Origin of the sequence: Pseudomonas sp. zfem005 (assembly GCF_032621735.1) — a bacterium.
Lineage (GTDB): Bacteria > Pseudomonadota > Gammaproteobacteria > Pseudomonadales > Pseudomonadaceae > Metapseudomonas > Metapseudomonas solani.
Genome location: NZ_JAVYJE010000007.1, coordinates 108401 through 134605 on the forward strand (window position 1 = coordinate 108401; position 26205 = coordinate 134605).

Below are 26205 nucleotides of genomic sequence, written 5' to 3' on the forward strand. Positions count from 1 at the left end.
CCTGCGGGCCTGAATCGTTACATCATTCGATGTCATCGATTGTCGGCCAGGGATGCGGTGCTGGCCAGATGCAGGGGCGCTTTCGCCGGTGCGCCTGTTACCGCGTTACCGCTGCCCGCAAAGTGCCGTGGCAGGGGGCTTGCGTGGTGTTATCCGGGTTTTGGCGGGCCCTCTGTGCCGGCAGTTCCAGCCATAGGTTGGGCCTCCGGCGGCGCTGTTGTTGGCCGTCGGGGCGCGGAGATATGATCCGCCCATGAAGAATTCCCCCAGTTTCCTGCAGCGCCTGCTCGCCCAGGCGCCGCACATCCCCGAGCCCGTTCCGGGCGAGGAATACAGCGTCGACGAGCTGGCCCGCGAGGCCGGTACCACCGTGCGCAACCTGCGTGCCTACCAGGATCGCGGGCTCTTGCCGCCGCCCGAGCGCCGGGGGCGTGTGGGTATCTACAGCGGCGAGCACCTGGCGCGCCTGCGCCTGATCGGCCAGTTACTGGAGCGCGGCTACAGCATCGCCAGTATCCGCGAGCTGTTCGAGGCCTGGGAACAGGGCCGCGACCTGGCCCATGTGCTTGGCCTGGAGCAGGCCATAGTCGGCGACTGGACCCAGCTTGAGCCCACGCCCCTGGGCTTCGACGAGGTGCAGGCGCTGTTCGGCGACGAGCTCACCGATGAAGCCATGGACATCGCCCAGGCGCTGGGGCTGATCGAGTTCGCCGGGGACCACCTGCGCGTGCTCAACCCGCGCATCTTCAATGCCGGGGTGCAGCTGCACCGTTCAGGGATTCCGCTGCTGGTGCTGCTGGAGCAGTTCGCCACGATCCGCCAGCAGGTGGAGCCGGTGGCGGAGGGCATCGTGCGGATGATCGTCGATCACCTGGTCAACCCGCTGCTCAGCACCAGCCTGCCCCATGTCGCCGAACTGGAAGGCCTCAACCGTCAGTTGCTGGCGCTGCGCCCGCTGGTGGAACAGGTGGTGGACAGCGAGCTGGCGCGCGGGCTGCAGCTCTCGGCCAACCAGGAGCTGGGTGGCCGTGTGGGCGAGCTGCTCAGGGGCTTTCTCAAGGGCTGAAGCCCGCGCCTTCAGTGCACGGGGGCGAGGAGGGTGGACTGCCCGCGAAAGGCTTCCACCCGGTTGCGCCCGGCGTGCTTGGCCGCGTAGAGGGCCACGTCGGCGTTACCCACCAGGGCCTCCTCACTGATCGCCGTGCCCTGCTCGGTGGAGGCCACGCCAATGCTCACGGTGAGGTGGCCGCGCTCGGCACCGGCATGGGGCTGGTCCAGGTCCTCCACGGCCGCGCGAATGCGTTCGGCGATGGCGCGGGCGGTTTCCAAGTCGGCCCCGGGCATGACCACGGTGAACTCCTCGCCGCCGAAGCGCGCGACGAAATCGCAGTGCTCGCGGATGCTCGCGCGCATCGCCTCGGCGACCTGGCGGATGCAAATGTCGCCGGCGAGGTGGCCGTAGCTGTCGTTGTAGAGCTTGAAGTGGTCGATATCCAGCATCAGCACGCCCAGGTGCTCGTGGTTGCGCGCGCAGCGGTGCCATTCACGCTTCAGGGTTTCGTCGAGGTGGCGCTTGTTGGCGATGCGGGTGAGGTCGTCGGTGCGGCTGAGGATGGCCAGCTCCTGGTTGGCCAGCGCGTACTTGTGCGCCAGCACCTGGTGTTCCCAGGCCAGCTTCAAAGCCTCGTTGAAGCGGATCTGCAGGCGCCGGCCCATCTCGGCGATGAAGGGGCAGACCACCCAGGCGGAGACGGCGAGGAACATCGCCTGGGGCTCCGGGTCACGGCCGTAGGCGATGCCGAGGAAGAAGAACATGGGCACATGGAAGGCCAGGTGTGCCGGCCAGTAGGAGACGTTGCTCATGGCGACCATCACCGAGGCCAGGGCGATGCAGCCGAAGATCACGTCCTCGTAGGGCGTGCCATAGCCCATCAGCCAGATTGCGCCGACACCCCAGGCCACGCCCACGGCGCCGCACTGGCACATGGTCATGCGCGCCCAGGTCAGCGGCGGGAAGCGTTGCGGATCACGACGCCAGGCGCGCACCAGGGACAGGCGCACCACCATCAGCACCACCAGGATGGCCAGCCAGATGCACAGCCCGCGCAGTGGCGCGCTGGCGTGGTAGACCCCGAACACCATGGAGCCGGAGAAGACGTTGCCGACTGCCGTCGAAGGGCTGGTGGAGAAGAGCGTGGCGACCCGTTCGGCGAGGTAGTCCTCGGCCGGGCGCTCGGGAAGGTGGGTCGGCACCGGGCCCGACCCACTGGAAAGATTCATTGCGAAGACTCCTGTCTCTACGGCGTGGCGGCAGGTGCGCCAGGCACTTCTTATACCGGGCCGCGCCGTCGAGGTGAACAGCGGCCTCTCGACGGCTGCGCGGATGGCGGAAGTCTAGACGCTGGCCGTTGACGGATTCGCCATCGGCGCCGAGCGATGGATCAGGCAGGGAGGCGGGCGCGAGATGACTGCCGGGTTGCGCCCGGGGTTGCCAGAGCGGGGGGCGAACCGCTCAGCGCAACACCAGGTGTCGGCTGAGCAGGGCACGCAGGGCGGCGGGCTTGACCGGCTTGGCCAGGTAGTCGAGGCCGGCGGCGTGGACTTCGGCGATCAGTTCGGCGCGGGCGTCGGCACTGATCACCACGCCCGGCACCGGTGCGCCGAGGCGGGTGCGCAGCCAGGCCATCAGCTCGGTGCCGGTCTCGCCTTCATCCAGGTGGTAGTCCACCAGTGCCAGTTGCGGGCGCACGTCCTCGGCCAGCAGGTGTTCGCACTCCAGGCGGTTGCGCGCCGTCCACACCTGGCAGCCCCAGCGCGAGAGCAGGCTGTGCATGCCGGTGAGGATGCTGTCTTCGTTGTCGATGCACAGCACCTGGGTGCCATCCAGGGCGTGGCCGTTGGCTTCCTTCTGCGGCACGACGGGGGCCGGTGCTGGGGTGCGCGCCAGGGGCACGCTGACGCTGAAGACACTGCCCTTGCCCGGCCAGGAGCGGACTTCCAGGTGGTGGCCGAGCACGCGGCAGAGCCCGTCGGCGATGGCCAGGCCCAGGCCCAGGCCTTTCTCGGCGCGGGTCTGGTGGCTGTCCAGGCGCTTGAACTCTTCGAATATCACCTTGCGCTTGTCTTCGGGGATGCCCGGGCCACGGTCCCAGACTTCCAGGCGCAGCAGGCCGCCTTCGCGGCGCACGCCCAGCAGCACATGGCCCTTGGCGTAGCGGAAGGCGTTGGTGAGGAAGTTCTGCAGCACCCGGCGCAGCAGCTTCATGTCGCTCTCGATGCGCAGTTTGCTGCCGCTGACGCGGAAGTCCACGCCCTGCTCCTGGGCCAGGGCCTTGAACTCGGCGCCGAGGGCGTCGTACAGCGCGGCCAGGGGGAAGGCGGCGCGGTCGGGGGTGATGCGCCCGCTTTCCAGGCGCGAGATGTCCAGCAGGTCGGTGATCAGGTCTTCCGCCGAGCGCAGGGAGCTGTCGAGGTGGCCCACCAGCTCGCGGGACTCCGGCGGCAGCGCGTCCTGCTGGTGGGCGAGGGCGGCGGAGAACAGCCGCGCGGCGTTGAGCGGCTGCATCAGGTCATGGCTGACGGCGGCAAGGAAACGGGTCTTCGATTGGTTGGCCGCTTCGGCGGTGCCCTTGGCCTCGATCAGCGCCTGGTTGAGCTGGGACAGTTCGAGGGTGCGCTCGGTGACCCGTTGCTCCAGCCCCTCGTTGGCGTCCTTGAGGGCCTTTTCCCCTTCGCGGAACGCGGTGATGTCGGTGAAGCTCATGACGAAGCCACCGCCCGGCATCGGGTTGCCGATCAGCTCGATGACCCGGCCATTGGGGAACAGACGCTCGGAGGTATGGGCGTTGCCCTGGCGCATCCAGAACAGCCGGCGCGAGACGTGGGCCTCGGCGTCGCCCGGCCCGCACAGGCCGCGCTCGGCGTTGTAGCGGATGATGTCGGCGATGGGCCGGCCGACGCTGATCAGCCCGTCGGGGTAGTCGAAGAGTTCCAGGTAGCGGCGGTTCCAGGCCACCAGGCGCAGGGACTGGTCGACCACGCTGATGCCCTGGGTGATGTTCTCGATGGCCCCTTGCAGCAGGGCGCGGTTGAACTGCAGCACCTCGGAGGCTTCGTCGACGATGCGCACGACGTCCTCCACCTGCATCTCGCGGCCCTCGATGGCGGCCTTCACCACCGCGCGGGCGGACGAGGCGCCGAGCACGCCGGCGAGCAGGCGTTCGGTGTGGGTGATCCAGTCCTGGTTGGCGTTCTGCACCGGGTTGAAGCTGGTGCCCTGGCGGTAGGCGAAGCGCACGAAGCTCTGCCGCGCACGTTCCTCGCCGACGAAGCGCGCCGCCAGCATCAGCAGGTCTTCCACCTGCACCGCCAGCAGCGAACGGTTGCTCGGCCGCGCCGAAACGATCTGGCCGATGAAGCGGCTGGCCTGCCAGTGCTCGGACACCCGGGTGCGGGAGAACACCGAGACCCAGGCGAACAGCAGCCAGTTGCCGGCCAGGGACAGCACCACGCCCTGGGTCTGCGGGTCGATGGGCAGGTTCAGCGGGTTGGCCATCAGCCCGGCGAGACCGGGGAAGGCCTCCAGCGGCCAGCCGAGCCCCCGGGCCACTTGCGGCAGCACCAGGGTGTAGGCCCAGAGCAGGGCGCCGGTGGCCAATCCAGCGAACACGCCGCGCCGGTTGGCCTGTTTCCAGTAGAGGGCGCCGGCCATGGCCGGGCCGAGCTGGGCGATAGCGGCGAAGGCGATCTGGCCGATGGTGGCGAGACTCGCGGTGGAGCCCAGCAGGCGGTAGCTGACGTAGCCGAGGAGGATGATCACCACGATGCTGACCCGGCGCACCGAGAGCATCCAGTGGCGGAACACCTCGAAGGGGCGCTCGGCGCTCTGCCGGCGCAGCAGCCAGGGCAGCAGCATGTCGTTGGAGACCATGGTCGAGAGCGCCACGGCTTCGACGATGACCATGCCGGTGGCGGCCGAGGCGCCGCCGATGAAGGCCAGCAGGGCGAGGGAGGGATGGGCCTCGGCCAGGGGCAGGCTGATGACGAAGGAGTCGGGCATCACGCCGGCGGGCAGTAGCATCTTGCCGGCCAGGGCGATGGGCACCACGAACAGCGCCGCCAGCCCCAGATAGAGCGGGAACACCCAGCGCGCGGTGCGCAGGTCACGGGGTTCGATGTTTTCCACCACCGCGACATGGAACTGCCGGGGCAGGCAGACGAACGCCACCATCGCCACGCCGGTCTGCACGATCAGGGTCGGCCAGTCCACCGGCTGCAGCCAGAAGCTCTCCAGGTGGGTGGCCTGCATGGCGCGCAGGGTCAGGTCGTCGAAGCCATCGAACAGGCTGAAGCTGACGAAGATGCCGACGGCGAGGAAGGCCAGCAGCTTGATCAGCGACTCGAACGAGATGGCCAGCACCATGCCGCGGTGATGCTCGGTGGCGTCGAGGTTGCGGGTGCCGAAAAGGATGGTGAACAGCGCCAGCACCAGGGACACGATCAGCGCGGTGTCCTGGGCGCGGGTGCCGGTGGATTCGGCGCCGGAGCCGATCAGCAGGTTGACGCCCAGGACGATGCCCTTGAGCTGCAGGGCGATGTAGGGCAGCACGCTGACCAGGCAGATCAGCGCCACCACCACCGCCAGGGCCTGGGATTTGCCATAGCGTGCGGCGATGAAGTCGGCGATGGAGGTGATGTTCTCCTGCTTGCTGATCAGCACCATCTTCTGCAGCACCCAGGGGGCGAAGACCATCAGCAGGATGGGGCCGAGGTAGATCGGCAAAAAGGCCCAGAGCTGGCCGGCGGCCTGGCCCACGGCGCCGAAGAAGGTCCAGCTGGTGCAGTACACCGCCAGCGACAGGCTGTAGACCAGGGCACGGCCCTTCGGCGGCATGGGCGCGCGACGGCGGTCGCCATAGAAGGCGATGGCGAACAGCACGGCCATATAGAGAAGGGCGACCGCGGCGATCAGCCCGCTGGACAACGACATGCAGACTCCGAAGTGAAAGCGGCGGACGGATGCGCCCACCTGTGTCTCGATGCGGCAGTTTCGCACCAAAGCCGGTTGTCCGTCAGGCAGCTGCGACCAAGGTCGCAGGCGGGGTTGAGCGCTGCTGGCGGGGCTGCTAGCGTGGCAACCTTGCCGGCGGACTCCACTCGTCCAGGCCGGCGCCCTGCAGGGCACTTCCGGGTGCCCGGACGCTCTGATCAGCAGGGGTCTTTCGCCTGAGGAGGCGCAGATGTTCAATCCGCAACCGGTCATCCTGCAGCGTGGCGCCTTGCGCCTGGAACCGCTGACTGAGGCCGACATCACCGAGCTCTCGGCCCTCGCTGAAGCCAACCGCGACGAGCTGGTCTACATGAGCGGCCCGCTGCGCCCGGACTGGTACCGCCAGGGCCTGGCCCAGCAGCGCGAAGGCCTGGCCGTGGTGTTCGCCATCCGCCTGGGCGACCGCCTGGTGGGCACCAGCCGTTTCGCGGATTTCATGTCTGCCCTGCCGGCGGTGGAGATCGGCTGGACCTGGCTGGCCCGCAGCGAGCACGCCAGCGGCCTCAATGCTTCGATCAAATACCTGATGCTGCGCCACGCCTTCGAGGAGTGGCAGGTGGTGCGTGTGCAACTGAAGACTGCGGGCAGCAACCTGCGCTCGCAGAAGGCCATCGAAAAGCTCGGTGCACAGCGCGAAGGCGTGCTGCGCAACAACCGCCGCCTGGCCGATGGGCGCCTCGACGACAGCGTGCTCTACAGCATCACCGACCGTGAATGGCCAGCGGTGAAGCAGGCCCTGGAAGCCTCCTTCGGCAACTGAACATGAGTGGCATCGGCGGCGAACAGACGCATTTCTGGCAGGCCAGCGAGCTCGGCGGTGTCGAGTTGCTGCATGCGCGCTATATCGAGCAGCGCTTCGCGCCCCATGTGCACGAGGGCTATGTCTTTACCGTGATCGAGTCCGGCGCCCAGCGTTTCCGTCATCGTGGCAGCGACCACCTGGCGGAGCAGGGCAGCATGGTGCTGATCAACCCCGACGAGCTCCACACCGGCTCCAAGGCCCACGACGAAGGCTGGCGCTATCGCGGTTTCTACCCCGATCTGCAGCGGGTGACCGAGGTGCTGGAGGAGCTGGATATCTCCACGGGCGGCCTGCCCACCTTCGCTGACAGCGTGCTGCATGACCCCGAGGTGACCAATCGCTTCCTCGCCCTGCACCGTTTGCTGGAGCAGGGCGCCACGGCGCTGGAGCAGCAGATGGCCTGGCGCGAAGCGGTGCTGCTGCTGTTTCAACGCTACGCACGCATCGGCACGCCCCGTGCCGCCGGGCATGAGCCCCAGGCGGTGACCCTTGCCCGCGAGCTGTTGGCTTCGCGCCTGGCCGAACCGCCGTCCCTGGAGGAGCTCGCCGCAGCGGTGGGGCTCTCGCCCTTCCACTTCGCCCGGGTGTTCCGCCGGGCCACCGGGTTGCCGCCGCATTCCTGGCTCAAGCAGCGTCGCCTGGAGCAGGCGCGGGCATTGCTGCGCGAGGGCTGCGCGCCGCTGTCGGTGGCCATGCAACTGGGCTTCGCCGACCAGAGCCATTTGAGCCGGCAGTTCAAGCAGGCCTATGGTGTGGCGCCGGGTGAATACCGCAGCGCCTGCGCAAGATCGTTCAAGACTCACTGAAACGCCTCTTCTAAGCTGCGCGGACAAGGAGAACCCATGTCCCGCTCAACCGAATTCCTCCGCGCCTGGCGCGATATGGTGCCGATGCTCATCGGCGCCGTGCCTTTCGGCATCATCTTCGGCACCCTCGCCGCCGGCGCCGGGCTCAGTGCCTGGCAGACCCTCGGCATGTCGTTGCTGGTGTTCGCCGGCTCCGCCCAGTTCATCGCCATCACCCTGCTCGGTGGTGGCGCGGGCATCGCGGTGGTGCTGCTCACCACCCTTGTGGTCAACCTGCGCCACGCCCTGTACAGCGCCAGCCTGCAGCCCTTCGTCAGCCACCTGCCCAAGCGTTGGCGCATGCCCCTGGCCTTCTGGCTCACCGACGAGGCCTTCGCCGTGGTGCAGCACCGCTACGCGGAGACGGACGCCTCGCCGCACAAGCACTGGTACTTCCTCGGCGCGGCGCTGGCCATGTACCTCAACTGGCAGCTGTGCACCCTGGTCGGCGTGGTGTTCGGCCAGGCCGTGCCCAATCTCGCCGCCTGGGGGCTGGATTTCGCCATGCTGGCGACCTTCATCGGCATCGTCGTGCCCATGCTGCGCAACCGTCCGCAGGTGGCGGCGGCGCTGGTGGCCGGCGCGGTGGCGCTGCTGTGCCACGGGTTGCCCTACAAGCTGGGGCTGATGGCGGCGGCCCTGAGCGGCATCGTCATCGGCATCGTGCTGGAGCGTCGCTATCGGCTCGGCCAACTGGAAGAGGTGCTCTGATGGAAACCTGGCTGCTGATCCTCGGCATGACCGCGATCACCTTCTCGATCCGCTACAGCCTGTTCGCCTGGCCCGACCTGCGCTTCCCGCCCGTGGTGCGCCAGGGCCTGCACTACGTGCCCACGGCGGTGCTCACCGCCATCGTGGTGCCGGGCATGGTGATGCCCGATGGCGTCCACGCCGCGCTGGCACTGGATAACGCCTACCTGCTGGGGGGCCTGGGCTGCATCCTTATCGCCGCCGTCACCCGCCACCTGCTGGCGACCATCCTCGGCGGCCTGCTGCTGTTCTTCGCCCTGCGCTGGGGGCTGGGGCAGTTGCCCATCTGAGGGAAGAGGGCGCCGCGAAAGGCGCCCTTTTTATGTGGGGATTCGGCATTTTTCGTCTCAAGGTGTGGCCTGGAGCTGGCCAGTTGCTGTCAAATCAGCGACGTGCTTCGTGCACCGGCTTTACCCCAGCCATTACCCAGGTACCAAGGAAGATGAGCCAACATTCGCAATTCGCCCTGCTGGGCAAGCGACGTTTCCTGCCGTTCTTCGTGACCCAGCTGCTCGGCGCTTTCAACGACAACATCTTCAAGCAGTCGCTGATCCTCGCCATCCTCTACAAGCTGGCGATCTCTGGTGACAAGACGGTCTACGTCAACCTGTGCGCCCTGCTGTTCATCCTGCCGTTCTTCCTCTTCTCCGCCCTCGGCGGGCAGTTCGGCGAGAAGTTCGCCAAGGACTCGCTGATCCGCGCGATCAAGGCGGCCGAGGTGGGCATCATGGCGGTGGGCGCCCTGGGCTTCTACCTCGACAACCTCTGGTTGCTGCTGGCGGCGCTGTTCGCCATGGGCACCCATTCGGCACTGTTCGGCCCGGTGAAGTACTCGATCCTGCCCCAGGCGTTGCGCGAGAACGAGCTGGTGGGCGGCAACGCCCTGGTGGAGATGGGCACCTTCCTGGCCATCCTCGCCGGCACCATCGGCGCCGGGATCATGATGTCCGCCGAGCGCTACGAGCCCATAGTCGCCGCAGCCATCCTGATCACCGCCTCCCTCGGCTACCTGGCCAGCCGCGGCATCCCCCGCGCTGCGGCGGCGATGCCGGAGCTGAAGCTCGACTGGAACATCTTCAGCCAGTCCTGGCGCATCCTGCAGTTGGGCCTTGGCCAGCGTCCCTCGGTGTCGCGCTCGCTGGTGGGCAACTCCTGGTTCTGGTTCCTCGGTGCGGTGTACCTGACGCAGATTCCCGCTTATTCGAAGGACCTGCTGTTCGGTGACGAGAGCGTGGTGACCCTGATCCTCACCGTGTTCTCGGTGGGCATCGCCATGGGTTCGATGCTTTGCGAGCGCCTTTCCGGCGGCAAGGTGGAAGTGGGGCTGGTGCCCTTCGGCTCCATCGGCCTGACCGTCTTCGGCATCCTGCTCTGGTGGCACTCGGGCGGCTTCCCCCAAGGCACTACGCCCCATGACTGGCTGGCGGTGATCAGCGTGCCCCAGGCCTGGCTGATCCTCGCCGACATCTTCGGCATCGGCCTGTTCGGCGGCTTCTACATCGTGCCGCTGTATGCGCTGATCCAGTCGCGCACCGCGGAGAACGAGCGGGCACGAGTGATCGCTGCCAACAACATCCTCAACGCACTGTTCATGGTGGTTTCGGCCATCGCCTCGATCCTGTTCCTCAGCGTCGCCGGGTTGTCGATTCCGCAGCTGTTCCTGGTGGTGTCGCTGATGAACATCGCGGTGAACAGCTACATCTTCAAGATCGTCCCCGAATTCAGCATGCGCTTTCTCATCTGGCTGCTGGGGCACTCGATGTACCGCGTCGAGCACAAGGGCCTGGAGGCGATTCCGGACGAGGGCGCCGCGCTGCTGGTGTGCAACCACGTGTCCTTCGTCGATGCCCTGCTGATCGGCGGTGCGGTACGGCGGCCGGTGCGTTTCGTCATGTACTACAAGATCTACAACCTGCCGGTGCTCAACTTCATCTTCCGCACGGCGGGCACGGTGCCCATCGCCGGGCGCAACGAGGACCTGCTGGTCTACGACCGCGCCTTCAAGAAGATCTCCGAGTACCTGCGCGCAGGGGAGGTGGTGTGCATCTTCCCGGAAGGCAAGCTGACCACCGATGGCGAGATGAACGAGTTCAAAAACGGTGTCGAGCGCATCCTCGAGGAGAACCCGGTCCAGGTGATTCCGATGGCGCTGCAGGGGCTGTGGGGCAGCTTCTTCAGCCGCGACCCGGGCAAGGGCCTGTTCAAGCGTTTCTGGTCGCGGATCAACCTGGTGGCCGGCCAGCCGCTGGCGCCGGAAGGTGTCGACCGCCTGAGCCTGCAGGCCTCGGTGGCGGCCTTGCGCGGTGACCAGCGCTAGGTGCCGCAGGCATGAAAAAGCCCGCCATATCGGCGGGCTTTTTTGTGGGCGGCGGCTTCGTCAGGGCACTCAGGTGCTCAGCTTCAGCCCGATCAGCCCGCAGAGGATCAGCGCCACGCTGGCCAGGCGCATCAGCGCCACGGATTCGCCGAAGAGGATGACGCCGGCGATCACTGTGCCGATGGCGCCGATGCCGGTCCAGATCGCGTAGGCGGTACCCAGCGGCAGGTGCTTCATGGCCAGGCCCAGCAGGCCGAGGCTGATGGCCATGGCCAATACGGTGAGCGCGGTGGGAATGGGCCGGGTGAAGCCCTCGGTGTATTTCAGGCCGACGGCCCAACCGACTTCGAACAGGCCGGCGAAGAACAGGATGATCCAGGACATGGTGACCTCCAAAGGTACGACTGATTGGATCGGGGCCGTCCCCGGAATGGTCACTCGGTGAGTGGCAGGGCCGTCCCTGCACTGCGCAGTATTTTGCACATCCTGGCCGCCCGGACAAGTTGCATGGGACGGGCGGCCTGACAGATGTCAGACGGCAGGCTTGTCGGACTCATCCTTCATGCGCCGGAACAGCGCAGCGAGCAGGGAGCCCGAGAGGTTGTGCCAGACACTGAACAGGGCGCTTGGCACGGCCGCCAGGGGCGAGAAGTGGGCACTGGCCAGGGCGGCGCCGAGGCCGGAGTTCTGCATGCCCACCTCGATGGCGAGTGTCTTGCGTTGGGCCAGCGGCAGGCCGAAGACCTTGCCGGCGAGGTAACCCAGGGCCAGACCGAGGCCGTTGTGCAGCACCACCACGGCCATGATCAGCAGGCCGGATTCGGCAATCTTCGCCTGGCTGGCGGCAACCACCGCCGCGACGATGACGACGATGCTCACCACCGAAACCAGGGGCAGGACCTCGACCAGGTGACGCACACGCACGCCGAGCAGGCGCTGGGCGATCAAACCGAGGGCGATGGGCAGCAGCACGACCTGAAGGATCGACGTGAACAGTGCGCCGAACTGCACCGGCAGCCAGGCAGAGGCCAATAACCAGATCAGCGCCGGAGTCACCAGGGGAGCGAGCAGGGTGGTGACGGCGGTGATGGCCACGGAGAGCGCCAGGTCGCCACGGGCGAACCAGGTCATCACGTTGGACGCGGTCCCCCCGGGGCAGCAGCCCACCAGGATCACACCGACGGCCACTTCCGGCGGAAGGCGCAGTACCTGGCACAGCAGCCAGGCGAGCCCGGGCATGATCAGGAACTGGGCGAGCACGCCAATCAGCACGCGCAAGGGGCGGCGTGCGACTTCGCGGAAGTCTTCGGTCTTCAGGGTCAGGCCCATGCCGAACATGATCAGGCCGAGCAGCGGCACTATCCATTTCACCAGCGGCAGGAACCAGGCGGGTTGGTAGAACGCCAGCACGGCGAACAACAGGATCCAGAGGGCGAAGGTGTTGCCGACGAAGCGGCTCAGGGCGGCCAGTGCGCGCATGCTCGTTCCTTAGGGAGGGGCGCCCGGCATCTGCCGGGCGCGGGGGCGTCAGATACCTTGCGGGATCTCTTCGCCGCCGAGGGCGTCGATCAACTGGGGCAGGAACTCCACCAGGGTTAGCATCATCAGGGTGAAGCTGGCGTCGAGCTGGCTCAGGGCGTCTTCGCCGCCGTCCTGCTCGGCCTTGTCCTGCAGCAGGTCTTCGAAGCGCAGGCGCTTGACCACCAGCTTGTCGTCGAGGATGAAGGACAGCTTGTCCTGCCACGCCAGGGACAGCTGGGTGACCAGCTTGCCGGAGGACAGGTGCAGCTGGATTTCGTCGCTGGTCAGGTCCTGGCGCTTGCAGCGCACCACGCCGCCGTCTTCGTCGGTGTCGCGCAGTTCGCACTCATCGAGCACGTAGAAGTCCTTGGCGGCTTCCTGGGTCTTGACCCACTCGGTGAGGGTGGCGGTGGGGGCGATCTTCACCGAGACCGGGCGCACGGGCAGGGAGCCGATGGCCTCGCGCAGGGTGGAGAGCAGGTCTTCGGCGCGCTTCGGGCTGGAAGCATCGACCAGGATCAGGCCCTGGGCCGGAGCGATGGCGGCGAAGGTGGCGGACTTGCGGATGAAGGCGCGGGGCAGGAAGGTCTGGACGATCTCGTCCTTGAGCTGGTCGCGCTCCTTCTTGTAGACCTTGCGCATCTGCTCGGCTTCGATCTCGTCGACCTTCTCCTTCAGGGCGTCACGCACCACGCTGCCGGGGAGGATGCGTTCTTCCTTGCGCGCGGCCACCAGCAGGAAGCCTTCGCTGGAGTGGACCAGGGGCGCGTCGGGGCCTTTGCCGAAGGGCGCGATGAAGCCGTAGGTGGTCAGTTCCTGGCTGGCGCAGGAGCGGGCCGGCTTGGTGGCCAGGGCGGCTTCCAGGGCCTCGACGTCGAAGGGCACATCCTGGGTGAGGCGGTAGACGAGCAGGTTACGGAACCACATGGGGGAATTCTCTCCGGACACAAAGCGCGCATTATTCTCCCCCGGAGCACTCAGGCCAACCCTGAGCTAAGCCTTTGGAACGGCTAGCAAAATTTTTTTAAAAAGGGGCTTGCCAGGGTCGGGATACCACTCTAGAATGCGCCCCACTTCGAGAGTGAAGGGTGATTAGCTCAGCCGGGAGAGCATCTGCCTTACAAGCAGAGGGTCGGCGGTTCGATCCCGTCATCACCCACCAATCTTGCAGTAACGCGCAGCGGTAGTTCAGTCGGTTAGAATACCGGCCTGTCACGCCGGGGGTCGCGGGTTCGAGTCCCGTCCGCTGCGCCATACTATAGAAAGCCCTCAGGTAGCGATACCTGGGGGCTTTTTCTTTGCCTGCGAAAAAGCCCCCTGACGTCCTGCCCCGCCTCTGCGAAAAAATGCTGGCAATTCATGCGTTTCTCGCCGCCCAGCGCTGAACTATTTGCCTGTTCTCCGATCCTATATGCCCATAGCCACTGGTCGCAGGGGCCTGCTAAGCTCGCGACTTCATAGAACATGCCATCACGGCGGACAGACAAGGAATCAGCATGAAACAACATCGGTTGGCAGCGGCTGTGGCTCTGGTGGGCCTGGTGCTCGCGGGCTGCGATTCGCAGACCAGCGTCGAGCTCAAGACTCCGGCACAGAAGGCCTCCTATGGCATCGGCCTGAACATGGGCAAGAGCCTGGCCCAGGAAGGCATGGACGATCTGGATTCCAAAGCTGTCGCCCAGGGCATCGAAGATGCCATCGGCAAGAAGGAACAGCGCCTGAAGGACGACGAGCTGGTTGAGGCCTTTGCCTTCCTGCAGAAGCGTGCCGAAGAGCGCATGACCAAGCTCAACGAGGAATCCGCCAAGGCGGGCAAGAAGTTCCTCGAAGAGAACGGCAAGCGTGAAGGTGTGACCACCACCGCCTCCGGCCTGCAGTATGAAATCGTCCAGGCTGCCAAAGGCGCTCAGCCCAAGGCCACCGACGTGGTGACCGTTCACTACGAAGGCAAGCTGACCGATGGCACCGTCTTCGACAGCTCCATCCAGCGTGGCAGCCCGATCGACCTGCCGGTCAACGGCGTGATCCCGGGTTGGGTCGAAGGCCTGCAACTGATGCACGTTGGCGAGAAGGTCAAACTGTATATCCCGAGCGAGCTGGCCTACGGCGAGCAGAGCCCGAGCCCGGCGATCCCGGCGAACTCCGTACTGGTGTTCGACTTGGAGCTGATCGGCATCAAGGACCCGGCTGCCGCTCCCCAGCAGTAAGCCGTTGTCTTTCGAGGCGCCCCGCATTGCGGGGCGTTTTCGTTTCTGCGGCCGGGGCCACTCTTTCGGATAGCCGCGCTGCGTTTCGGTAACCGGTATTGCCGATGCGGTCACGGAGCGAACCTGGTGCTGACTGCCGGGTCTGAACGAAGGTGTTCCGGCATCCTGGTGTTACGGTTATGCACATGACCGAGTAACCACGGGACTTGTCACTGCGGTTTGCTGTCGCAGGCGCTGGTCGATTTTCAACCAGTTGATTTTGTTGGTGTTTTTAGCTTGGCCAAAAAATCGCCGATCTGTAGCGAAGCCGCGTGGCGCGGGCTTTTGCAGGTTGTCGGGATAAACTGCTAACAAGGTTATCCACAGCTTCTGTGGGTAACCGCCCATAGGCCCGTTCCCATGCGGTTTGCCGAGGAGCGACCATGAAAATACCCCCGAATCTCGAGCGTTACCTGCCCATTGCACGGCGTTTCCTGGCGCGCGGAAGATTGCCTGCGCTGTTGCTGGCGGTGACCCGCAAAAGCACGAAACAGAGCGGCCGCCTGGGTGCGGTGAAGGACGACCTGCAGGTGTTACTGGCCCTTTGCGTGGCACGCCTGCGTGGCCAGTACCGTGACATCAGCCCCAAGGCGTTGCTCTCCATCGTCGCCGGCCTGGTGTATTTCCTCACCCCGGTGGATGCCATCCCTGATTGGGTGCTCGGTGTCGGCCTGATCGATGACCTCGGCGTGCTCGCCTGGGTGCTCAAGACCTGGAGCGCCGAGATCGACGCCTTCCGCCATTGGCGCGAGGCGCAGACGCCGGAAGTGAGCGCTTCCCTGGAGCGCATACCGGCTCGTGAAGAGGTGATCGACGAGGTGCTCTGAGACCGGCGAAGTGCAGGCGCACACGGGTTCACAGCTTATTCACTGATGGCCCCCGGAGGCTGATTCGCCCTGTTAATATGGCGATCTGCAAGGAAAGTGCTGAAGCTGTCGGCACTGCTGTCCACGGGAGTTTCAATGAACGTGCAAGTGATCATGCGTGACGGTGAAGCAGAGTACGCAGTGTTGCCCTGGGCTGATTACCAGGCACTGCTACAGGCTGCCGGACAAGCCACCCAGGCGCCCAGCAGCGCCGCCACCACCCCTGCTTTCTCGCAGCTCCAGGCATTGCGCGAGGCGCAGGGGCAGAGCCAGGAACAATTGGCCCGCGCCGTTGGCATCAGCCCGGTTTACCTGGCCCTGATCGAGAGCGGCGAGCGCGAGCCGGATACGGCGATCAAGCGCTCGCTGGCCCATATTCTGGGTGTCGCCGGTTGGGAGTCCGAATCTTGAGCGTGCGCATCAGCCGCCAGCACTGGCAGGCCTTGCTCGGTGAGCTCGAAGATGCGCGCCGCCAGCGCCACCTGCTGACCTATCGCGCGCTGGTGGAGCGGCTGCAACTCCCCACCCCCGCGATGCAGACCCTTACCGCTGCGCTGGAGCACCTGGCTGCACTGGATGCCCGGGCCGAACGCCCGCTGCGCAGCTCGCTGGTGATCAGCCAGGGCGCCAGCCGCCTGCCGCGCACCGGCTTCTTCGAATGCGTGATACGCCTGGGGCGTTTCCCCGGTCCTCCGGATGGCATCGCCGCGGCGTCCTGGCATGCCGCAGAAGTGGTCCGGGTATTCGAGTTCACTTACCCCGAGGAAGTCTGATGTTGCTGTGGAAGCTGCGAGCCCATGTCGGTTACCGGGTCGCCCGCTGGTTGCTGCGCTGGCCTTCGCTGGTCCGTCAGCCCCGTGCCTGGAACTGGATGCAGGGCCAGTACGCGCGCATGGCGAACCTCGGCGATGTGGCCGCGCAGAGCTTCTACGGTCATCTCCTGCTGCACCGTGGCCAGGGCTTCGGTGCTCGGGAGGAGGGCATCCGCATGCTGCGCCTGGCGGCCCGCGCCGGTGACGGGAAATCCGCCTACCAGCTTGGTGTGGTGGCCTTGGCGGGTGATACCCGTAACCCGCCGGACGCCGGTGAAGCCGCGTCCTGGTGGGTGATTGCCGAGGCCGCCGGGCACCCGTTGGCGGCCAAGCGCCTGGCCGACCTGTACCGTGATGGCGGGCCTGGCCTGGCACCCGACCCCGCCGCTGCCGAGCGTATGGCTGCCAGCGCCGTGCAACGGGGCTTCTGACCCACCGCCGATCGCCTTCTCTCGGATCAGACCGCGTCGATGATGTGCAGGCTATAGCCGGGCACTTCCTTGGCGTGGCGCTTGGCTTCCGAGGCGAGGGCGGCGAGCTGACTGGCGTCCAGGTGGGCGCAGGCTTCGGCCCTTAGATTGACCACGCCGATGGACAGGGACAGAAGCGGGAATTCCTCGCGCTCGCCCCGGCGGTTGTGGGCGATGAAGCAGCCCGCTTGCAGGTGGTCGTTGCGGTAGAAGCGCCGGCACTGGCCCTGGAAATCCTCCAGCAGGTAGTTGAGCTTGGCGCGCCAGTCTTCCGAACCCAGCACCAGCATGAAGTCGTCGCCGCCGATATGGCCGACGAAGTCCCGCGCGGGGTCGACCCGTTCGTTCAGGCATTGCGCCAGGCACAGCAGTACTTCATCGCCCTTGGCATAGCCGTAGAGGTCGTTGAAGGGCTTGAAGCTGTCGATGTCCACATAGCAGACCATCGCCGGGCGGCCTTGCTGCAGCAGGCGCGCCAGGCACTGCTGGATGGGCACGTTGCCAGGCAGCAGGGTCAGCGGGTTGGCGTGGCGGGCCTGCTGGATCTTCATCTCGGTGATCAGCTTGAGCACATCGATCACCCGCCCCAGGCCCAGGTAGCGGCCTTCGGAAACGATGATGAAGTCTTCCTCGATACGCTGGCGCGCGCGACTGGTGAGCAGGCGGCTGACCCGCTGCAAGGACTGGCTCAGCTCCACTGCAAGGAAGTCGTCGCTCATCAGCCGGCTGATGGGCTTGCGGGCGAACAGGTCAGTGGCAAAGGGCTTGAGCAGGGCATCGGAAAGCAGGTGGCGATGGACGATGCCCACCGGTTGCTGCTGGGCGTCGATCACCGCCAGGGAGTTGAGGTTGGCCTGGGCGCGGAAGGCTTCCAGGACCACGGCGATGGGGGTGTTCTGGTCCACCGCTGCCTGTTCGTTGAGCAGGGCTTGCAGATCGGAGCCATCGTCGGCGATGGGGCTGGTGCTTTCCAGTTGCGGCAGCAGCGGTCGGGCATCCCGAGGTGGCTGCTCCTGGGGGCGGCAGAGCAGGTAGCCCTGGACCAGGTCCAGGCCCATTTCGGCGAGTACTGCGAGTTCTTCAGGCAGTTCGATGCCTTCGGCGATCACCTGCGCTCGCGAGGCCTTGGCCATCTTGAGGATAGAACCGACGAATTCGCGCTTCACCGCGTCCTGGTGGATGCCGTCGATGAAGTGGCGGTCGATCTTCACGTAATCGGGGCGCAGCTCCGACCACAGGCGCAGGCTGGAGTAGCCGGCGCCCAGGTCATCTAGGGCGATGGAGAAGCCCATGGCGCGATAGTGGTGCAGGGCAGTGTCCAGCAGGCCGAAGTCCTCGGTGGGGGCGTGCTCGGTCAGCTCGATTACCACTTGGCTGGGCGGGATACCGAAGGACTGCAGCAGTTGCAGGGTACGACCGGGCTGGTGAGCCGGGTCGAGCAGGGATTCGGGGGACACGTTGAGGAACAGCTTGCCGTCGAGCTTCAGCTCATGGAAGCGCGTGCACGCGCGTTTGCGGCAGGCCATTTCCAGCTCGCTGAGGCGCCCCGCATGGCGGGCGACGGCGAACAGGGTGACGGGGGAGTGCAGGGGGCTGTTGGAGGGGCCTCGGGTGAGGGCCTCGTACCCCAGGATGCGGCGTTCGGAAAGCGAGATGATCGGCTGGAAAAGGCTGTTCAGGTCGCCGTGAGCGAGGATCTGGCCCAAGGCGCTCAACTGCTCGGTGACTGTCATGTTGGCTCTCGTGAATGCGGCTCAAAAGCAAAGGGGCCGCATCAGCGGCCCCTGCATTTCACGACAGTTTCGTGACGTTCTGATGACGTTCGATCAGTGCTTGGCGACCGTCGAATTCAGACCCAGGTAGTCGAGCAGGATCTGCCCGGTCTCGGTCAGGTAGGCGTCGTCTTCCGGCTTGGTCTTGTCATCGTCCAGCGGCAGCGCGTCCTCGTCTTCCTTCTTCAGTTCCTTCAGCGGCTCCTCACCCTTGCCCTTGCGACGGGTGTTTTCCATCGCCAGTTGCTTGGCTTCGATATCGGCCTGCTGGGCGCGACGCTTGGCCTCGTTGAGGGTGATGGTGGTTTCCTTCATCAGCTTCTGGGCCAGGGCCAGGCGCTCGCGGCTGTAGACGAAGTCGGGATTGTGCGCGGTGCGCGAATCGTGACGGGCCTTGAGCTCGGAGAGGAAGGGCTTGAAGGGGTCGACCTCGGGCTTGATTGCCGGGCGGATGCTGTCCCAGGGCATGGCCTCGGGCAGCGCGCTTTCGCCGATTTCCTTGGTGTCGACCACCGAGGGGTACTCGATGTCCGGGATCACGCCCTGGTGCTGGGTGCTCTGGCCGGAGACGCGGTAGAACTTGGCCAGGGTCAGCTTCAGCTCGCCATGGTTGAGCGGCTGGATGGTCTGCACGGTGCCCTTGCCGAAGGTCTGGCCACCGATGATCAGCGCACGGTGATAGTCCTGCATGGCGCCGGCGAAGATCTCCGAAGCCGAGGCGGACAGGCGGTTGACCAGCACGGCCATCGGGCCCTTGTAGAAGATGCCGGTGTTCTCGTCGGCCAGCACGTCGACACGGCCGTCGCTGTTGCGTACCAGTACGGTCGGGCCCTGGTCGATGAACAGGCCGGTCAGCTCGGTGGCTTCCTGCAGGGAGCCGCCGCCGTTGTTGCGCAGGTCGATGACCACGCCGTCGACCTTCTCCTTCTGCAACTCGCCGAGCAGCTTCTTCACGTCGCGGGTGGTGCTCTTGTACTCGGGATCACCGGCGCGGAACGCCTTGAAATCGAGGTAGAAGGCCGGTACTTCGATCACGCCGAGCTTGAAGGTGTGGCCTTCATGTTCGAGGTTGAGCACGGACTTCTTCGCGGCCTGCTCTTCGAGCTTCACCGCTTCGCGGGTGATGGAGACGATCTTGCTGCTCTGGTCGTTGGGCGCGTTGTTAGCGGGGACCACTTCCAGGCGTACGACCGAGCCTTTCGGGCCACGGATCAGCTTGACCACTTCGTCCAGGCGCCAGCCGATCACATCGACCATCTCGCCAGTGCCCTGGGCGACGCCGACGATCTTGTCGGCCGGGGCGATCTGCTTGCTCTTCTCGGCAGGGCCGGCAGGCACCAGGCGCACCACCTTGACGTGCTCGTTGTCGCTCTGCAGCACCGCACCGATGCCTTCCAGCGACAGGCTCATGTTGATGTCGAAGTTCTCCGCGTTATCCGGGGAGAGGTACTGGGTGTGCGGGTCGTAGGTCTGTGCGAAGGCGTTGATATAGGCCTGGAACACGTCCTCGCCACGGGTCTGCTCGAGGCGCGAAAGCTGGTTTTTGTAGCGTTTGACCAGCAGTTCCTGGATCGCCTTCGGCTCTTTATTGGCGATCTTCAGGCGCAGTACCTCGTCCTTCACGCGCTTGCGCCACAGGTCGTCGAGGGCGGCGCTGTCCTTGGCCCAGGTGGCCTTCTCGCGGTCGGTCTCGAGGCTTTCGTCGGCGCTGAAGTCGATCTTGTCCACGCCCTTGTCGAGCATCGCCAGGGCGAAGTCCAGGCGTTCCTTGAGACGGTCGAGATGACGCTTGTAGATGGTGAAGCCCGGGTCCAGGTCGCCGCTTTTGAGAAAGTCGTCGAACTGGGTTTTCCACTGGTTGAATTCGGCGATGTCGCCGGCGGTGAAATACATCTTCGCCGGGTCGAGAAGCTTGAGATAGCCCTCGTAGATCTTCACCGAGCGCTCATCGTTGAGTGGCGGCTTGTTGTAGTGATGGCGCTTGAGCAGCTCCACCACATTGAGGCTGGCTATCACCTGCTCACGGTCGGGCTGGATGGAGTCCCAGCTGTCGCTTGCCGAGGTGGTGGACGCATGCAGCGGCAGAACGCTGATGCTGAATACAAACGCAAGGGCGGAGCAGATCAGTGAACGCTTCATGCTTATTCGACGTCGGGGGAGGTGATAACGCATATTAGGCCGTATTTGAGGGCGCCGGGTTCCATCGGCGCAAAGCAAAAGCCCGGCGGTCAGCCGCCGGGCGAGTCCTGGGTCACTATGGAGGCAGCGTGAAAGCATTGCAAGGCGTGGAAGGGCGCGTGGAATGGGCTGAATACCCCATTCCTGACTGTGATGTGGGGCAGGTCCGCATTCGTGTGGCGGCCGCGGGATTGAACCGCGCCGATCTGTTGCAGGCGGCGGGGCATTACCCTCCGCCTCCCGGTGCGAGCGACATTATCGGCCTTGAATGTTCGGGCGTGATTACCGAAGTGGGGGCGGGTGCGGCGTGGCAGGTGGGCGATCGTGTCTGCGCGCTGCTGGCTGGTGGCGGCATGGCCGAAGAGGTGGTGGTGGATGCCGGTCACGTGCTGCCGGTGCCCGAAGGCCTCAGCCTGGCGGAGGGGGCTGCGCTGCCGGAGGTGTACGCCACCGCCTGGCTCAACCTGTTCCAGCTGGCCGGCCTGAAGCCCGGTGAGAAGGTGCTGTTGCACGCAGGGGCCAGCGGCGTCGGCTCCGCCGCCATCCAGCTGTGCAAGGCCTTTGGCAGCCCGGTCTGGGTCAGCGTCGGTTCCGCTGAACGCCTGGCCTATTGCGAGGGCCTCGGCGCCCAGGGCGGCGCACTGCGCGGCGAAACGCTGGAGAGCCTGCGTGACTTCGGCCCGTTCGACGTGATCCTCGACCCGGTCGGTGGTAACTACGCCGCGCTCAACCTCGACTTGCTGGCCCGTGATGGCCGCTGGGTGAATATCGGCCTCATGGGCGGCCGCAAGGCCGAGCTGGATATGGCCCTGGTGCTGGGCAAGCGCATCCAGCTGATCGGCTCGACCCTGCGCAACCGCGACGACGCCTTCAAGGCCGACCTGCTGCGTGATCTTGGCCAGCATGCCTGGCCGCTGTTCGCCGAAGGCCGCCTGAAGCCGCAACTGGAACAAAGCTTCGCGGCCAAGGACGTGGAAGCCGCCTTCGCCGCTCTGAACAGTAACCAGGTGTCGGGTAAAGTGGTTGTCGTACTGGACGAATCCCTCGTCTAGTTTCCTTTCGATACCTTGCGTGACAGGCTGGAAGGCCCGTGGCTACTGGGCTTCAGAGCGATATAGGAAATCAATGAGGTCGATTCCTTCAATCAATAAGCTCTTTACAGCGCAACCACCTAGTATTCGTCTGGTAAATTTCTCAACCCACACTTCCAACTCATAAGAGGTCCACTCGATGTCTCTGATCAACACCGCAGTTCAACCTTTCAAGGTCAACGCTTTCCACAACGGCAAGTTCATCGAAGTCACCGAAGAATCCCTCAAGGGCAAGTGGTCGGTCCTGATCTTCATGCCGGCAGCCTTCACCTTCAACTGCCCCACCGAGATCGAAGACGCCGCCAACAACTACGGCGAGTTCCAGAAGGCCGGTACCGAGGTCTACATCGTGACCACCGATACCCACTTCTCCCACAAGGTTTGGCACGAAACTTCCCCGGCAGTGGGCAAGGCTCAGTTCCCGCTGATCGGTGACCCGACCCACCAACTGACCAACGCCTTCGGCGTGCACATCCCGGAAGAAGGCCTGGCCCTGCGCGGCACCTTCGTGATCAACCCGGAAGGCATCATCAAGACCGTTGAGATCCACTCCAACGAAATCGCTCGTGACGTCGGCGAGACCCTGCGCAAGCTGAAAGCTGCCCAGTACACCGCTGCCCACCCGGGCGAAGTCTGCCCGGCCAAGTGGAAGGAAGGCGAGAAGACCCTCGCTCCGTCCCTGGACCTGGTTGGCAAGATCTAAGCTACAAAACGCAGTACCTCCCCCCGGTGGTCGGCCTCATGCCGACCACCCTGCAAAAAGCCCGAATCCGAGCGAGCAGGGCGGACGCGCATGCGTCCGCCGCGGGGTCCCCTTTGCCCGAAACAAGCAGGAGCCGAATCATGTTGGACGCCAATCTTAAAACCCAGTTGAAGGCCTATCTGGAAAAGGTCACCCAGCCGTTCGAGATCGTCGCGTCCCTCGATGACAGCGACAAATCCAAGGAGCTGCGCGACCTGCTGCACGACATCGTCGGCCTGACCGACAAGATCACCCTGCGCGAAGACGGTGGCGATGCCCGCACGCCTTCCTTCTCGCTGGAACGCCCCGGTGCGGATATCAGCCTGCGTTTCGCCGGCATCCCCATGGGCCACGAATTCACCTCCCTGGTGCTGGCACTGCTGCAGGTCGGCGGCCACCCCTCCAAGCTCGAAGCCGATGTGATCGAGCAGGTGAAGGGCATCCAGGGCGAGTTCAACTTCGAAACCTATTTCTCGCTGTCCTGCCAGAACTGCCCGGACGTGGTCCAGGCGCTGAACCTGATGGCCGTGCTCAACCCCAACATCCGTCACGTCGCCATCGATGGCGCGCTGTTCCAGGATGAAGTCGAGCAGCGCCAGATCATGTCGGTGCCGAGCATCTACCTGAACGGCGAGCTGTTCAGCCAGGGCCGCATGGGCGTGGAGGAAATCCTCGCCAAGATCGACACCGGCGCATCCGCCCGTGATGCCGAGAAGCTCAATGCCAAGGATGCCTTCGACGTCCTGGTGATCGGCGGTGGCCCGGCCGGTGCCTCGGCTGCCATCTACGCCGCCCGCAAGGGCATCCGTACTGGCGTCGCGGCCGAGCGTTTCGGCGGCCAGGTGCTGGACACCATGGCCATCGAGAACTTCATCTCCGTGCAGGAGACCGAAGGTCCGAAACTGGCCCGCGCGCTGGAAGAGCACGTCAAGCAATACGACGTCGACATCATGAACCTGCAGCGTGCCAGCCAGCTGATCCCGGCCAAGGCCGAAGGCGAGCTGCATGAAGTGAAGTTCGAGAGCGGTGCCAGCCTCAAGGCCAAGACCGTGATCCTCTCCACCGGTGCCCGCTGGCGCGAAATGAACGTACCCGGCGAGCAGGAATACCGCGGCCGTGGCGTTGCCTACTGCCCGCACTGCGACGGCCCACTGTTCAAGGGCAAGCGCGTGGCGGTGATCGGTGGCGGTAACTCCGGTGTGGAAGCAGCCATCGACCTGGCCGGCATCGTCGCCCATGTCACCCTGATCGAGTTCGACAGCCAGCTGCGTGCCGACGCAGTGCTGCAGAAGAAACTGCGCAGCCTCGGCAACGTCGACATCATCACCAGCGCGCTGACCAGCGAAGTGAAGGGCGATGGCCAGAAGGTCACCGGCCTCACCTACAAGGACCGCAACTCCGACGAGTTCAAGGCCCTGGAACTGGAAGGCATCTTCGTGCAGATCGGCCTGCTGCCCAACAGCGATTGGCTCAAAGGCACCGTCGAGCTGAGCCAGCGTGGCGAGATCATCGTCGATGCCCGTGGCGAGACCTCGCTGCCCGGTGTGTTCGCTGCCGGTGACGTGACCACCGTGCCTTACAAGCAGATCGTGATTGCGGTGGGTGAGGGTGCCAAGGCCTCCCTGAGCGCCTTCGACCACCTGATCCGCACCACCTGATTCACCCTGCTCCAACAACAAAGGCAGCCCTCGGGCTGCCTTTTTTCATGGTTGTTCTGACCTCGTAGCCCGGGCTTCAGCCCGGGGCGGTGATGTCCGTCGCTCACCCCTCCCGCTTGAGGTAATCCACCGGTACCCGCGCGGTCAGCCACACGCCGTTTTCCGCCTGGTGGAATTCGAAGCCGTCCTCGTGCATGGCGCTGGCCGCGATCTCGAGGATCACCGGCTCGCCATAGCGTTCGCCCACCTGGGTGGCGGTTTCGCGGTCTTCGGAGAGGTGCACGTGGTGACGCGAGCCGGCGATCAGGCCCTTCTGCAGGATGCTGTCGACAAAGCGGCTGGCGGTGCCGTGGAACAGCCGCTGCGGCGGCACCACGGCGTCGTACTGGCGCTGCACCGAGGCGGTCGAATGGCCTTGTACCGCGCGAATGCGCCGGCCGTCTTCGGAAATGGCGAAGCGCTTCTTGTCGTTGTTCGCCACCACGCGACGGATCGCCAGCTCATCGAGTTCCTTGCCCGTGCGTGCGGCACCGGTGATCAATGCCTCGATATCGGCCCAGCCTTCGCTGTCCAGCTGCAGGCCGATGGCCTCGGGTTTGTGCCTCAGTACAAAGCTGAGGAAGCGGCTTATCTCGACATCCGGTCCATTGCTCATGGTGAGCTCCTGCATCCTGCGTGATTGAGGGGCAGATTCTGCCACGACGGCACGACCGACCAAATACCTCGAACCTTCATCGGCCAGCTCCCTCACAACTCCTGACGACCACGAAACCACGAGGTGGAACATGCCCGTCAAACATGACCCGAGCCAGGGCATCGGCCTCTCTGAAGTACGGCACCTGAGGGAGGACGCGCCATGATCGACAGCGACCCGAGCGTTACCGAGGACGGCGAGCTGCCCGAGATCACCCCCGACGAGGAAGCGGAGAACCAGGCCGAGGTGGAGCGCCTGCAGAAACCGCGCGACCCTGAGCCCGACCTGCGACCACGCCATCACCAGCCGGAGCTGCCCGGCGAGGGCGACAATAGGGTGCCTTGAGCGTCACTCGGGCCGGTGGCAGCAGACGCACAGCTTGTTGCCATCCGGGTCGCGGAAATAGGCGCCGTAGTAGTCGGGGTGATAGTGCGGCCGCAAGCTTGGTGCCCCTTCGCACTGGCCGCCATTGGCCAGTGCCAGGGCGTGGCAGCGGTCGACGCTGGCGCGGTCCGGCGCCAGCAGGGCGACCATCTGGCCATTGCCCACGGTTGCCGCCTCGCCATCGAACGGCGCGCCCAGCACCAGCAACGGGCGCGGTGCATCCGCCGGCATCCAGCCCGCCCAAGGGCGGGACGGGTCGCAGAATTTCTGCGGCAGCCCCAGTGCCCCCATCAGCGGCGTGTAGAAGGCCAGGGCCCGGGGGAAATCGTTGGTACCGATGCAGACGTGGGACAGCATGAGCGACTCTCCTAGGCGGCTACGAACGGCGATTATGCTCGGCCCTCTTTCTTGCCGGCCAGCCGGCGCCTAGCATGTCCGCCTTCGCGCCTCGGCGCCAACACCCCCTGAAAGGAATTCCCGTGAGCCTGCATATCCGCGATGCCGTACGCAGCGATGCCCGCCAGATTCTCGCCTTCATCACCGAACTGGCCATCTACGAGAAGGCCGAACACGAAGTCATCGCCACCGTTGCCGACATCGAGCAGAGCCTGTTCGAGGGCGACACCCCGGCCCGTGCGCTGATCTGCGAGCTGAACGGCGCGCCCATCGGTTTCGCCGTGTATTTCTACAGCTACTCCACCTGGCTGGGCCGCAAGGGGATGTACCTGGAAGACCTCTACGTTTCTCCCCAGCAACGTGGCGTCGGTGCCGGCAAGGCGCTGTTGCGCCATCTTGCGCGCCTGGCCTGCGACAGCGGCTGTGGCCGCCTGGAATGGAGCGTGCTGGACTGGAACGAACCCGCCATCCAGTTCTACCAATCCATCGGCGCCAGCCCCCAGGACGAGTGGGTGCGCTACCGCATGGCCGGTGACGAGCTCAAAGCCTTCGCCCACGGCGATAGCTGAGTCCTCGGCAAACCAGGCACGCGGGTTTCACCCGCCCTACGTC

The 26205-nt window shown here is 65.3% G+C and carries 25 protein-coding genes and 2 tRNA genes; 18 read left to right on the forward strand and 9 right to left on the reverse strand.

Annotated elements, in window-relative coordinates; genetic code table 11:
- The first annotated feature begins 253 nt into the window (after nucleotides 1-253).
- Nucleotides 254-1066: a MerR family transcriptional regulator gene (locus RTW82_RS16630; protein ID WP_316925748.1), complete on the forward strand. Its 813-nt coding sequence runs from the start codon at nucleotides 254-256 to the stop codon at nucleotides 1064-1066.
- Nucleotides 1067-1077: 11 nt separating this feature from the next.
- Here RTW82_RS16630 and RTW82_RS16635 read toward each other — a convergent pair whose 3' ends face one another.
- Together RTW82_RS16635 and RTW82_RS16640 are read right to left on the reverse strand one after the other, a co-directional pair.
- Nucleotides 1078-2280 carry a sensor domain-containing diguanylate cyclase gene (locus tag RTW82_RS16635; RefSeq protein ID WP_021221390.1) on the reverse strand — a complete coding sequence of 401 codons (1203 nt, stop codon included), beginning with the start codon at nucleotides 2278-2280 and terminating at the stop codon, nucleotides 1078-1080.
- 232 nt (nucleotides 2281-2512) lie between these two features.
- Nucleotides 2513-5989 (reverse strand): NahK/ErcS family hybrid sensor histidine kinase/response regulator, encoded by a 3477-nt coding sequence (locus RTW82_RS16640; RefSeq protein WP_184487762.1) that lies wholly within the window; start codon nucleotides 5987-5989, stop codon nucleotides 2513-2515.
- Nucleotides 5990-6239: 250 nt separating this feature from the next.
- On the opposite strand from RTW82_RS16640, the gene RTW82_RS16645 reads away from it, so the two are divergent.
- The 5 genes from RTW82_RS16645 (at nucleotide 6240) to RTW82_RS16665 (ending at nucleotide 10763) form a co-directional block, all read left to right on the forward strand.
- Entirely contained in the window at nucleotides 6240-6809 is a 570-nt protein-coding gene (locus tag RTW82_RS16645) for a GNAT family protein (RefSeq protein ID WP_316925749.1), read from the forward strand.
- Between the two features lie 2 nt (nucleotides 6810-6811).
- Nucleotides 6812-7657 (forward strand): AraC family transcriptional regulator, encoded by an 846-nt coding sequence (locus RTW82_RS16650; protein WP_316925750.1) that lies wholly within the window; start codon nucleotides 6812-6814, stop codon nucleotides 7655-7657.
- A gap of 36 nt (nucleotides 7658-7693) precedes the next feature.
- Entirely contained in the window at nucleotides 7694-8407 is a 714-nt protein-coding gene (locus RTW82_RS16655) for an AzlC family ABC transporter permease (RefSeq protein WP_316925751.1), read from the forward strand.
- Nucleotides 8407-8736, forward strand: coding sequence for an AzlD domain-containing protein (locus RTW82_RS16660; RefSeq protein WP_021221385.1), 330 nt, complete (start codon nucleotides 8407-8409; stop codon nucleotides 8734-8736). The genes RTW82_RS16655 and RTW82_RS16660 overlap by 1 nt, the downstream gene beginning before the upstream one ends.
- A gap of 152 nt (nucleotides 8737-8888) precedes the next feature.
- The gene (locus RTW82_RS16665) at nucleotides 8889-10763 is read left to right on the forward strand and encodes an MFS transporter (protein ID WP_316925752.1); all 1875 of its coding nucleotides are present in this window, start codon (nucleotides 8889-8891) and stop codon (nucleotides 10761-10763) included.
- A gap of 69 nt (nucleotides 10764-10832) precedes the next feature.
- On the opposite strand, the gene sugE is transcribed toward RTW82_RS16665, so the two are convergent.
- The 3 genes from sugE to rdgC form a co-directional block, all read right to left on the reverse strand.
- A complete protein-coding gene (gene sugE / locus RTW82_RS16670) occupies nucleotides 10833-11147 on the reverse strand; it encodes a quaternary ammonium compound efflux SMR transporter SugE (protein ID WP_021221383.1) in 315 nt (104 codons plus the stop codon).
- Between the two features lie 147 nt (nucleotides 11148-11294).
- Nucleotides 11295-12242, reverse strand: coding sequence for a bile acid:sodium symporter family protein (locus RTW82_RS16675; RefSeq protein ID WP_316925753.1), 948 nt, complete (start codon nucleotides 12240-12242; stop codon nucleotides 11295-11297).
- A gap of 48 nt (nucleotides 12243-12290) precedes the next feature.
- Nucleotides 12291-13211 carry a recombination-associated protein RdgC gene (rdgC, locus tag RTW82_RS16680; RefSeq protein WP_021221381.1) on the reverse strand — a complete coding sequence of 307 codons (921 nt, stop codon included), beginning with the start codon at nucleotides 13209-13211 and terminating at the stop codon, nucleotides 12291-12293.
- A gap of 159 nt (nucleotides 13212-13370) precedes the next feature.
- Between rdgC and RTW82_RS16685 the strand changes: the two genes are divergently transcribed.
- The 7 genes from RTW82_RS16685 (at nucleotide 13371) to RTW82_RS16715 (ending at nucleotide 16639) form a co-directional block, all read left to right on the forward strand.
- Nucleotides 13371-13446, forward strand: a tRNA-Val gene (locus tag RTW82_RS16685).
- Nucleotides 13447-13461: 15 nt separating this feature from the next.
- Nucleotides 13462-13538: transfer RNA gene (locus RTW82_RS16690), tRNA-Asp, on the forward strand.
- A 242-nt stretch (nucleotides 13539-13780) separates the two neighbouring features.
- A complete protein-coding gene (locus RTW82_RS16695; RefSeq protein ID WP_031288412.1) occupies nucleotides 13781-14491 on the forward strand; it encodes an FKBP-type peptidyl-prolyl cis-trans isomerase in 711 nt (236 codons plus the stop codon).
- A gap of 422 nt (nucleotides 14492-14913) precedes the next feature.
- Nucleotides 14914-15357, forward strand: coding sequence for a YkvA family protein (locus RTW82_RS16700; RefSeq protein WP_316925754.1), 444 nt, complete (start codon nucleotides 14914-14916; stop codon nucleotides 15355-15357).
- 135 nt (nucleotides 15358-15492) lie between these two features.
- Nucleotides 15493-15807, forward strand: a complete 315-nt coding sequence (locus RTW82_RS16705) for a helix-turn-helix domain-containing protein (RefSeq protein ID WP_316925755.1) — start codon at nucleotides 15493-15495, stop codon at nucleotides 15805-15807.
- Nucleotides 15804-16169 carry a hypothetical protein gene (locus tag RTW82_RS16710; RefSeq protein ID WP_021221314.1) on the forward strand — a complete coding sequence of 122 codons (366 nt, stop codon included), beginning with the start codon at nucleotides 15804-15806 and terminating at the stop codon, nucleotides 16167-16169. Before RTW82_RS16705 ends, RTW82_RS16710 begins: the two co-directional genes overlap by 4 nt.
- Entirely contained in the window at nucleotides 16169-16639 is a 471-nt protein-coding gene (locus RTW82_RS16715; RefSeq protein WP_021221313.1) for a hypothetical protein, read from the forward strand. The genes RTW82_RS16710 and RTW82_RS16715 overlap by 1 nt, the downstream gene beginning before the upstream one ends.
- Nucleotides 16640-16665: 26 nt before the next feature.
- On the opposite strand, the gene RTW82_RS16720 is transcribed toward RTW82_RS16715, so the two are convergent.
- The gene (locus tag RTW82_RS16720; protein WP_316925756.1) at nucleotides 16666-18411 is read right to left on the reverse strand and encodes a bifunctional diguanylate cyclase/phosphodiesterase; all 1746 of its coding nucleotides are present in this window, start codon (nucleotides 18409-18411) and stop codon (nucleotides 16666-16668) included.
- 93 nt (nucleotides 18412-18504) lie between these two features.
- Nucleotides 18505-20589: a carboxy terminal-processing peptidase gene (locus tag RTW82_RS16725; protein WP_021221311.1), complete on the reverse strand. Its 2085-nt coding sequence runs from the start codon at nucleotides 20587-20589 to the stop codon at nucleotides 18505-18507.
- A 128-nt stretch (nucleotides 20590-20717) separates the two neighbouring features.
- Between RTW82_RS16725 and RTW82_RS16730 the strand changes: the two genes are divergently transcribed.
- The 3 genes from RTW82_RS16730 (at nucleotide 20718) to ahpF (ending at nucleotide 24119) form a co-directional block, all read left to right on the forward strand.
- Complete coding sequence (locus RTW82_RS16730; RefSeq protein ID WP_031288407.1) at nucleotides 20718-21680, forward strand: NAD(P)H-quinone oxidoreductase; 963 nt, start codon at nucleotides 20718-20720, stop codon at nucleotides 21678-21680.
- 178 nt (nucleotides 21681-21858) lie between these two features.
- The gene (ahpC, locus tag RTW82_RS16735; RefSeq protein WP_021221309.1) at nucleotides 21859-22422 is read left to right on the forward strand and encodes an alkyl hydroperoxide reductase subunit C; all 564 of its coding nucleotides are present in this window, start codon (nucleotides 21859-21861) and stop codon (nucleotides 22420-22422) included.
- Between the two features lie 140 nt (nucleotides 22423-22562).
- Nucleotides 22563-24119: an alkyl hydroperoxide reductase subunit F gene (ahpF, locus tag RTW82_RS16740; protein ID WP_021221308.1), complete on the forward strand. Its 1557-nt coding sequence runs from the start codon at nucleotides 22563-22565 to the stop codon at nucleotides 24117-24119.
- Nucleotides 24120-24222: 103 nt separating this feature from the next.
- Here the strand turns inward: ahpF and RTW82_RS16745 are convergent, their stop codons facing one another.
- Nucleotides 24223-24774, reverse strand: a complete 552-nt coding sequence (locus RTW82_RS16745) for an RNA 2'-phosphotransferase (protein ID WP_043245481.1) — start codon at nucleotides 24772-24774, stop codon at nucleotides 24223-24225.
- Between the two features lie 201 nt (nucleotides 24775-24975).
- On the opposite strand from RTW82_RS16745, the gene RTW82_RS16750 reads away from it, so the two are divergent.
- Nucleotides 24976-25158, forward strand: a complete 183-nt coding sequence (locus tag RTW82_RS16750) for a hypothetical protein (protein WP_316925757.1) — start codon at nucleotides 24976-24978, stop codon at nucleotides 25156-25158.
- A gap of 3 nt (nucleotides 25159-25161) precedes the next feature.
- Here the strand turns inward: RTW82_RS16750 and RTW82_RS16755 are convergent, their stop codons facing one another.
- Nucleotides 25162-25554: a VOC family protein gene (locus RTW82_RS16755; protein WP_316925758.1), complete on the reverse strand. Its 393-nt coding sequence runs from the start codon at nucleotides 25552-25554 to the stop codon at nucleotides 25162-25164.
- A gap of 122 nt (nucleotides 25555-25676) precedes the next feature.
- Between RTW82_RS16755 and RTW82_RS16760 the strand changes: the two genes are divergently transcribed.
- Complete coding sequence (locus RTW82_RS16760) at nucleotides 25677-26162, forward strand: GNAT family N-acetyltransferase (protein ID WP_316925759.1); 486 nt, start codon at nucleotides 25677-25679, stop codon at nucleotides 26160-26162.
- The last annotated feature ends 43 nt before the right edge of the window (nucleotides 26163-26205 follow it).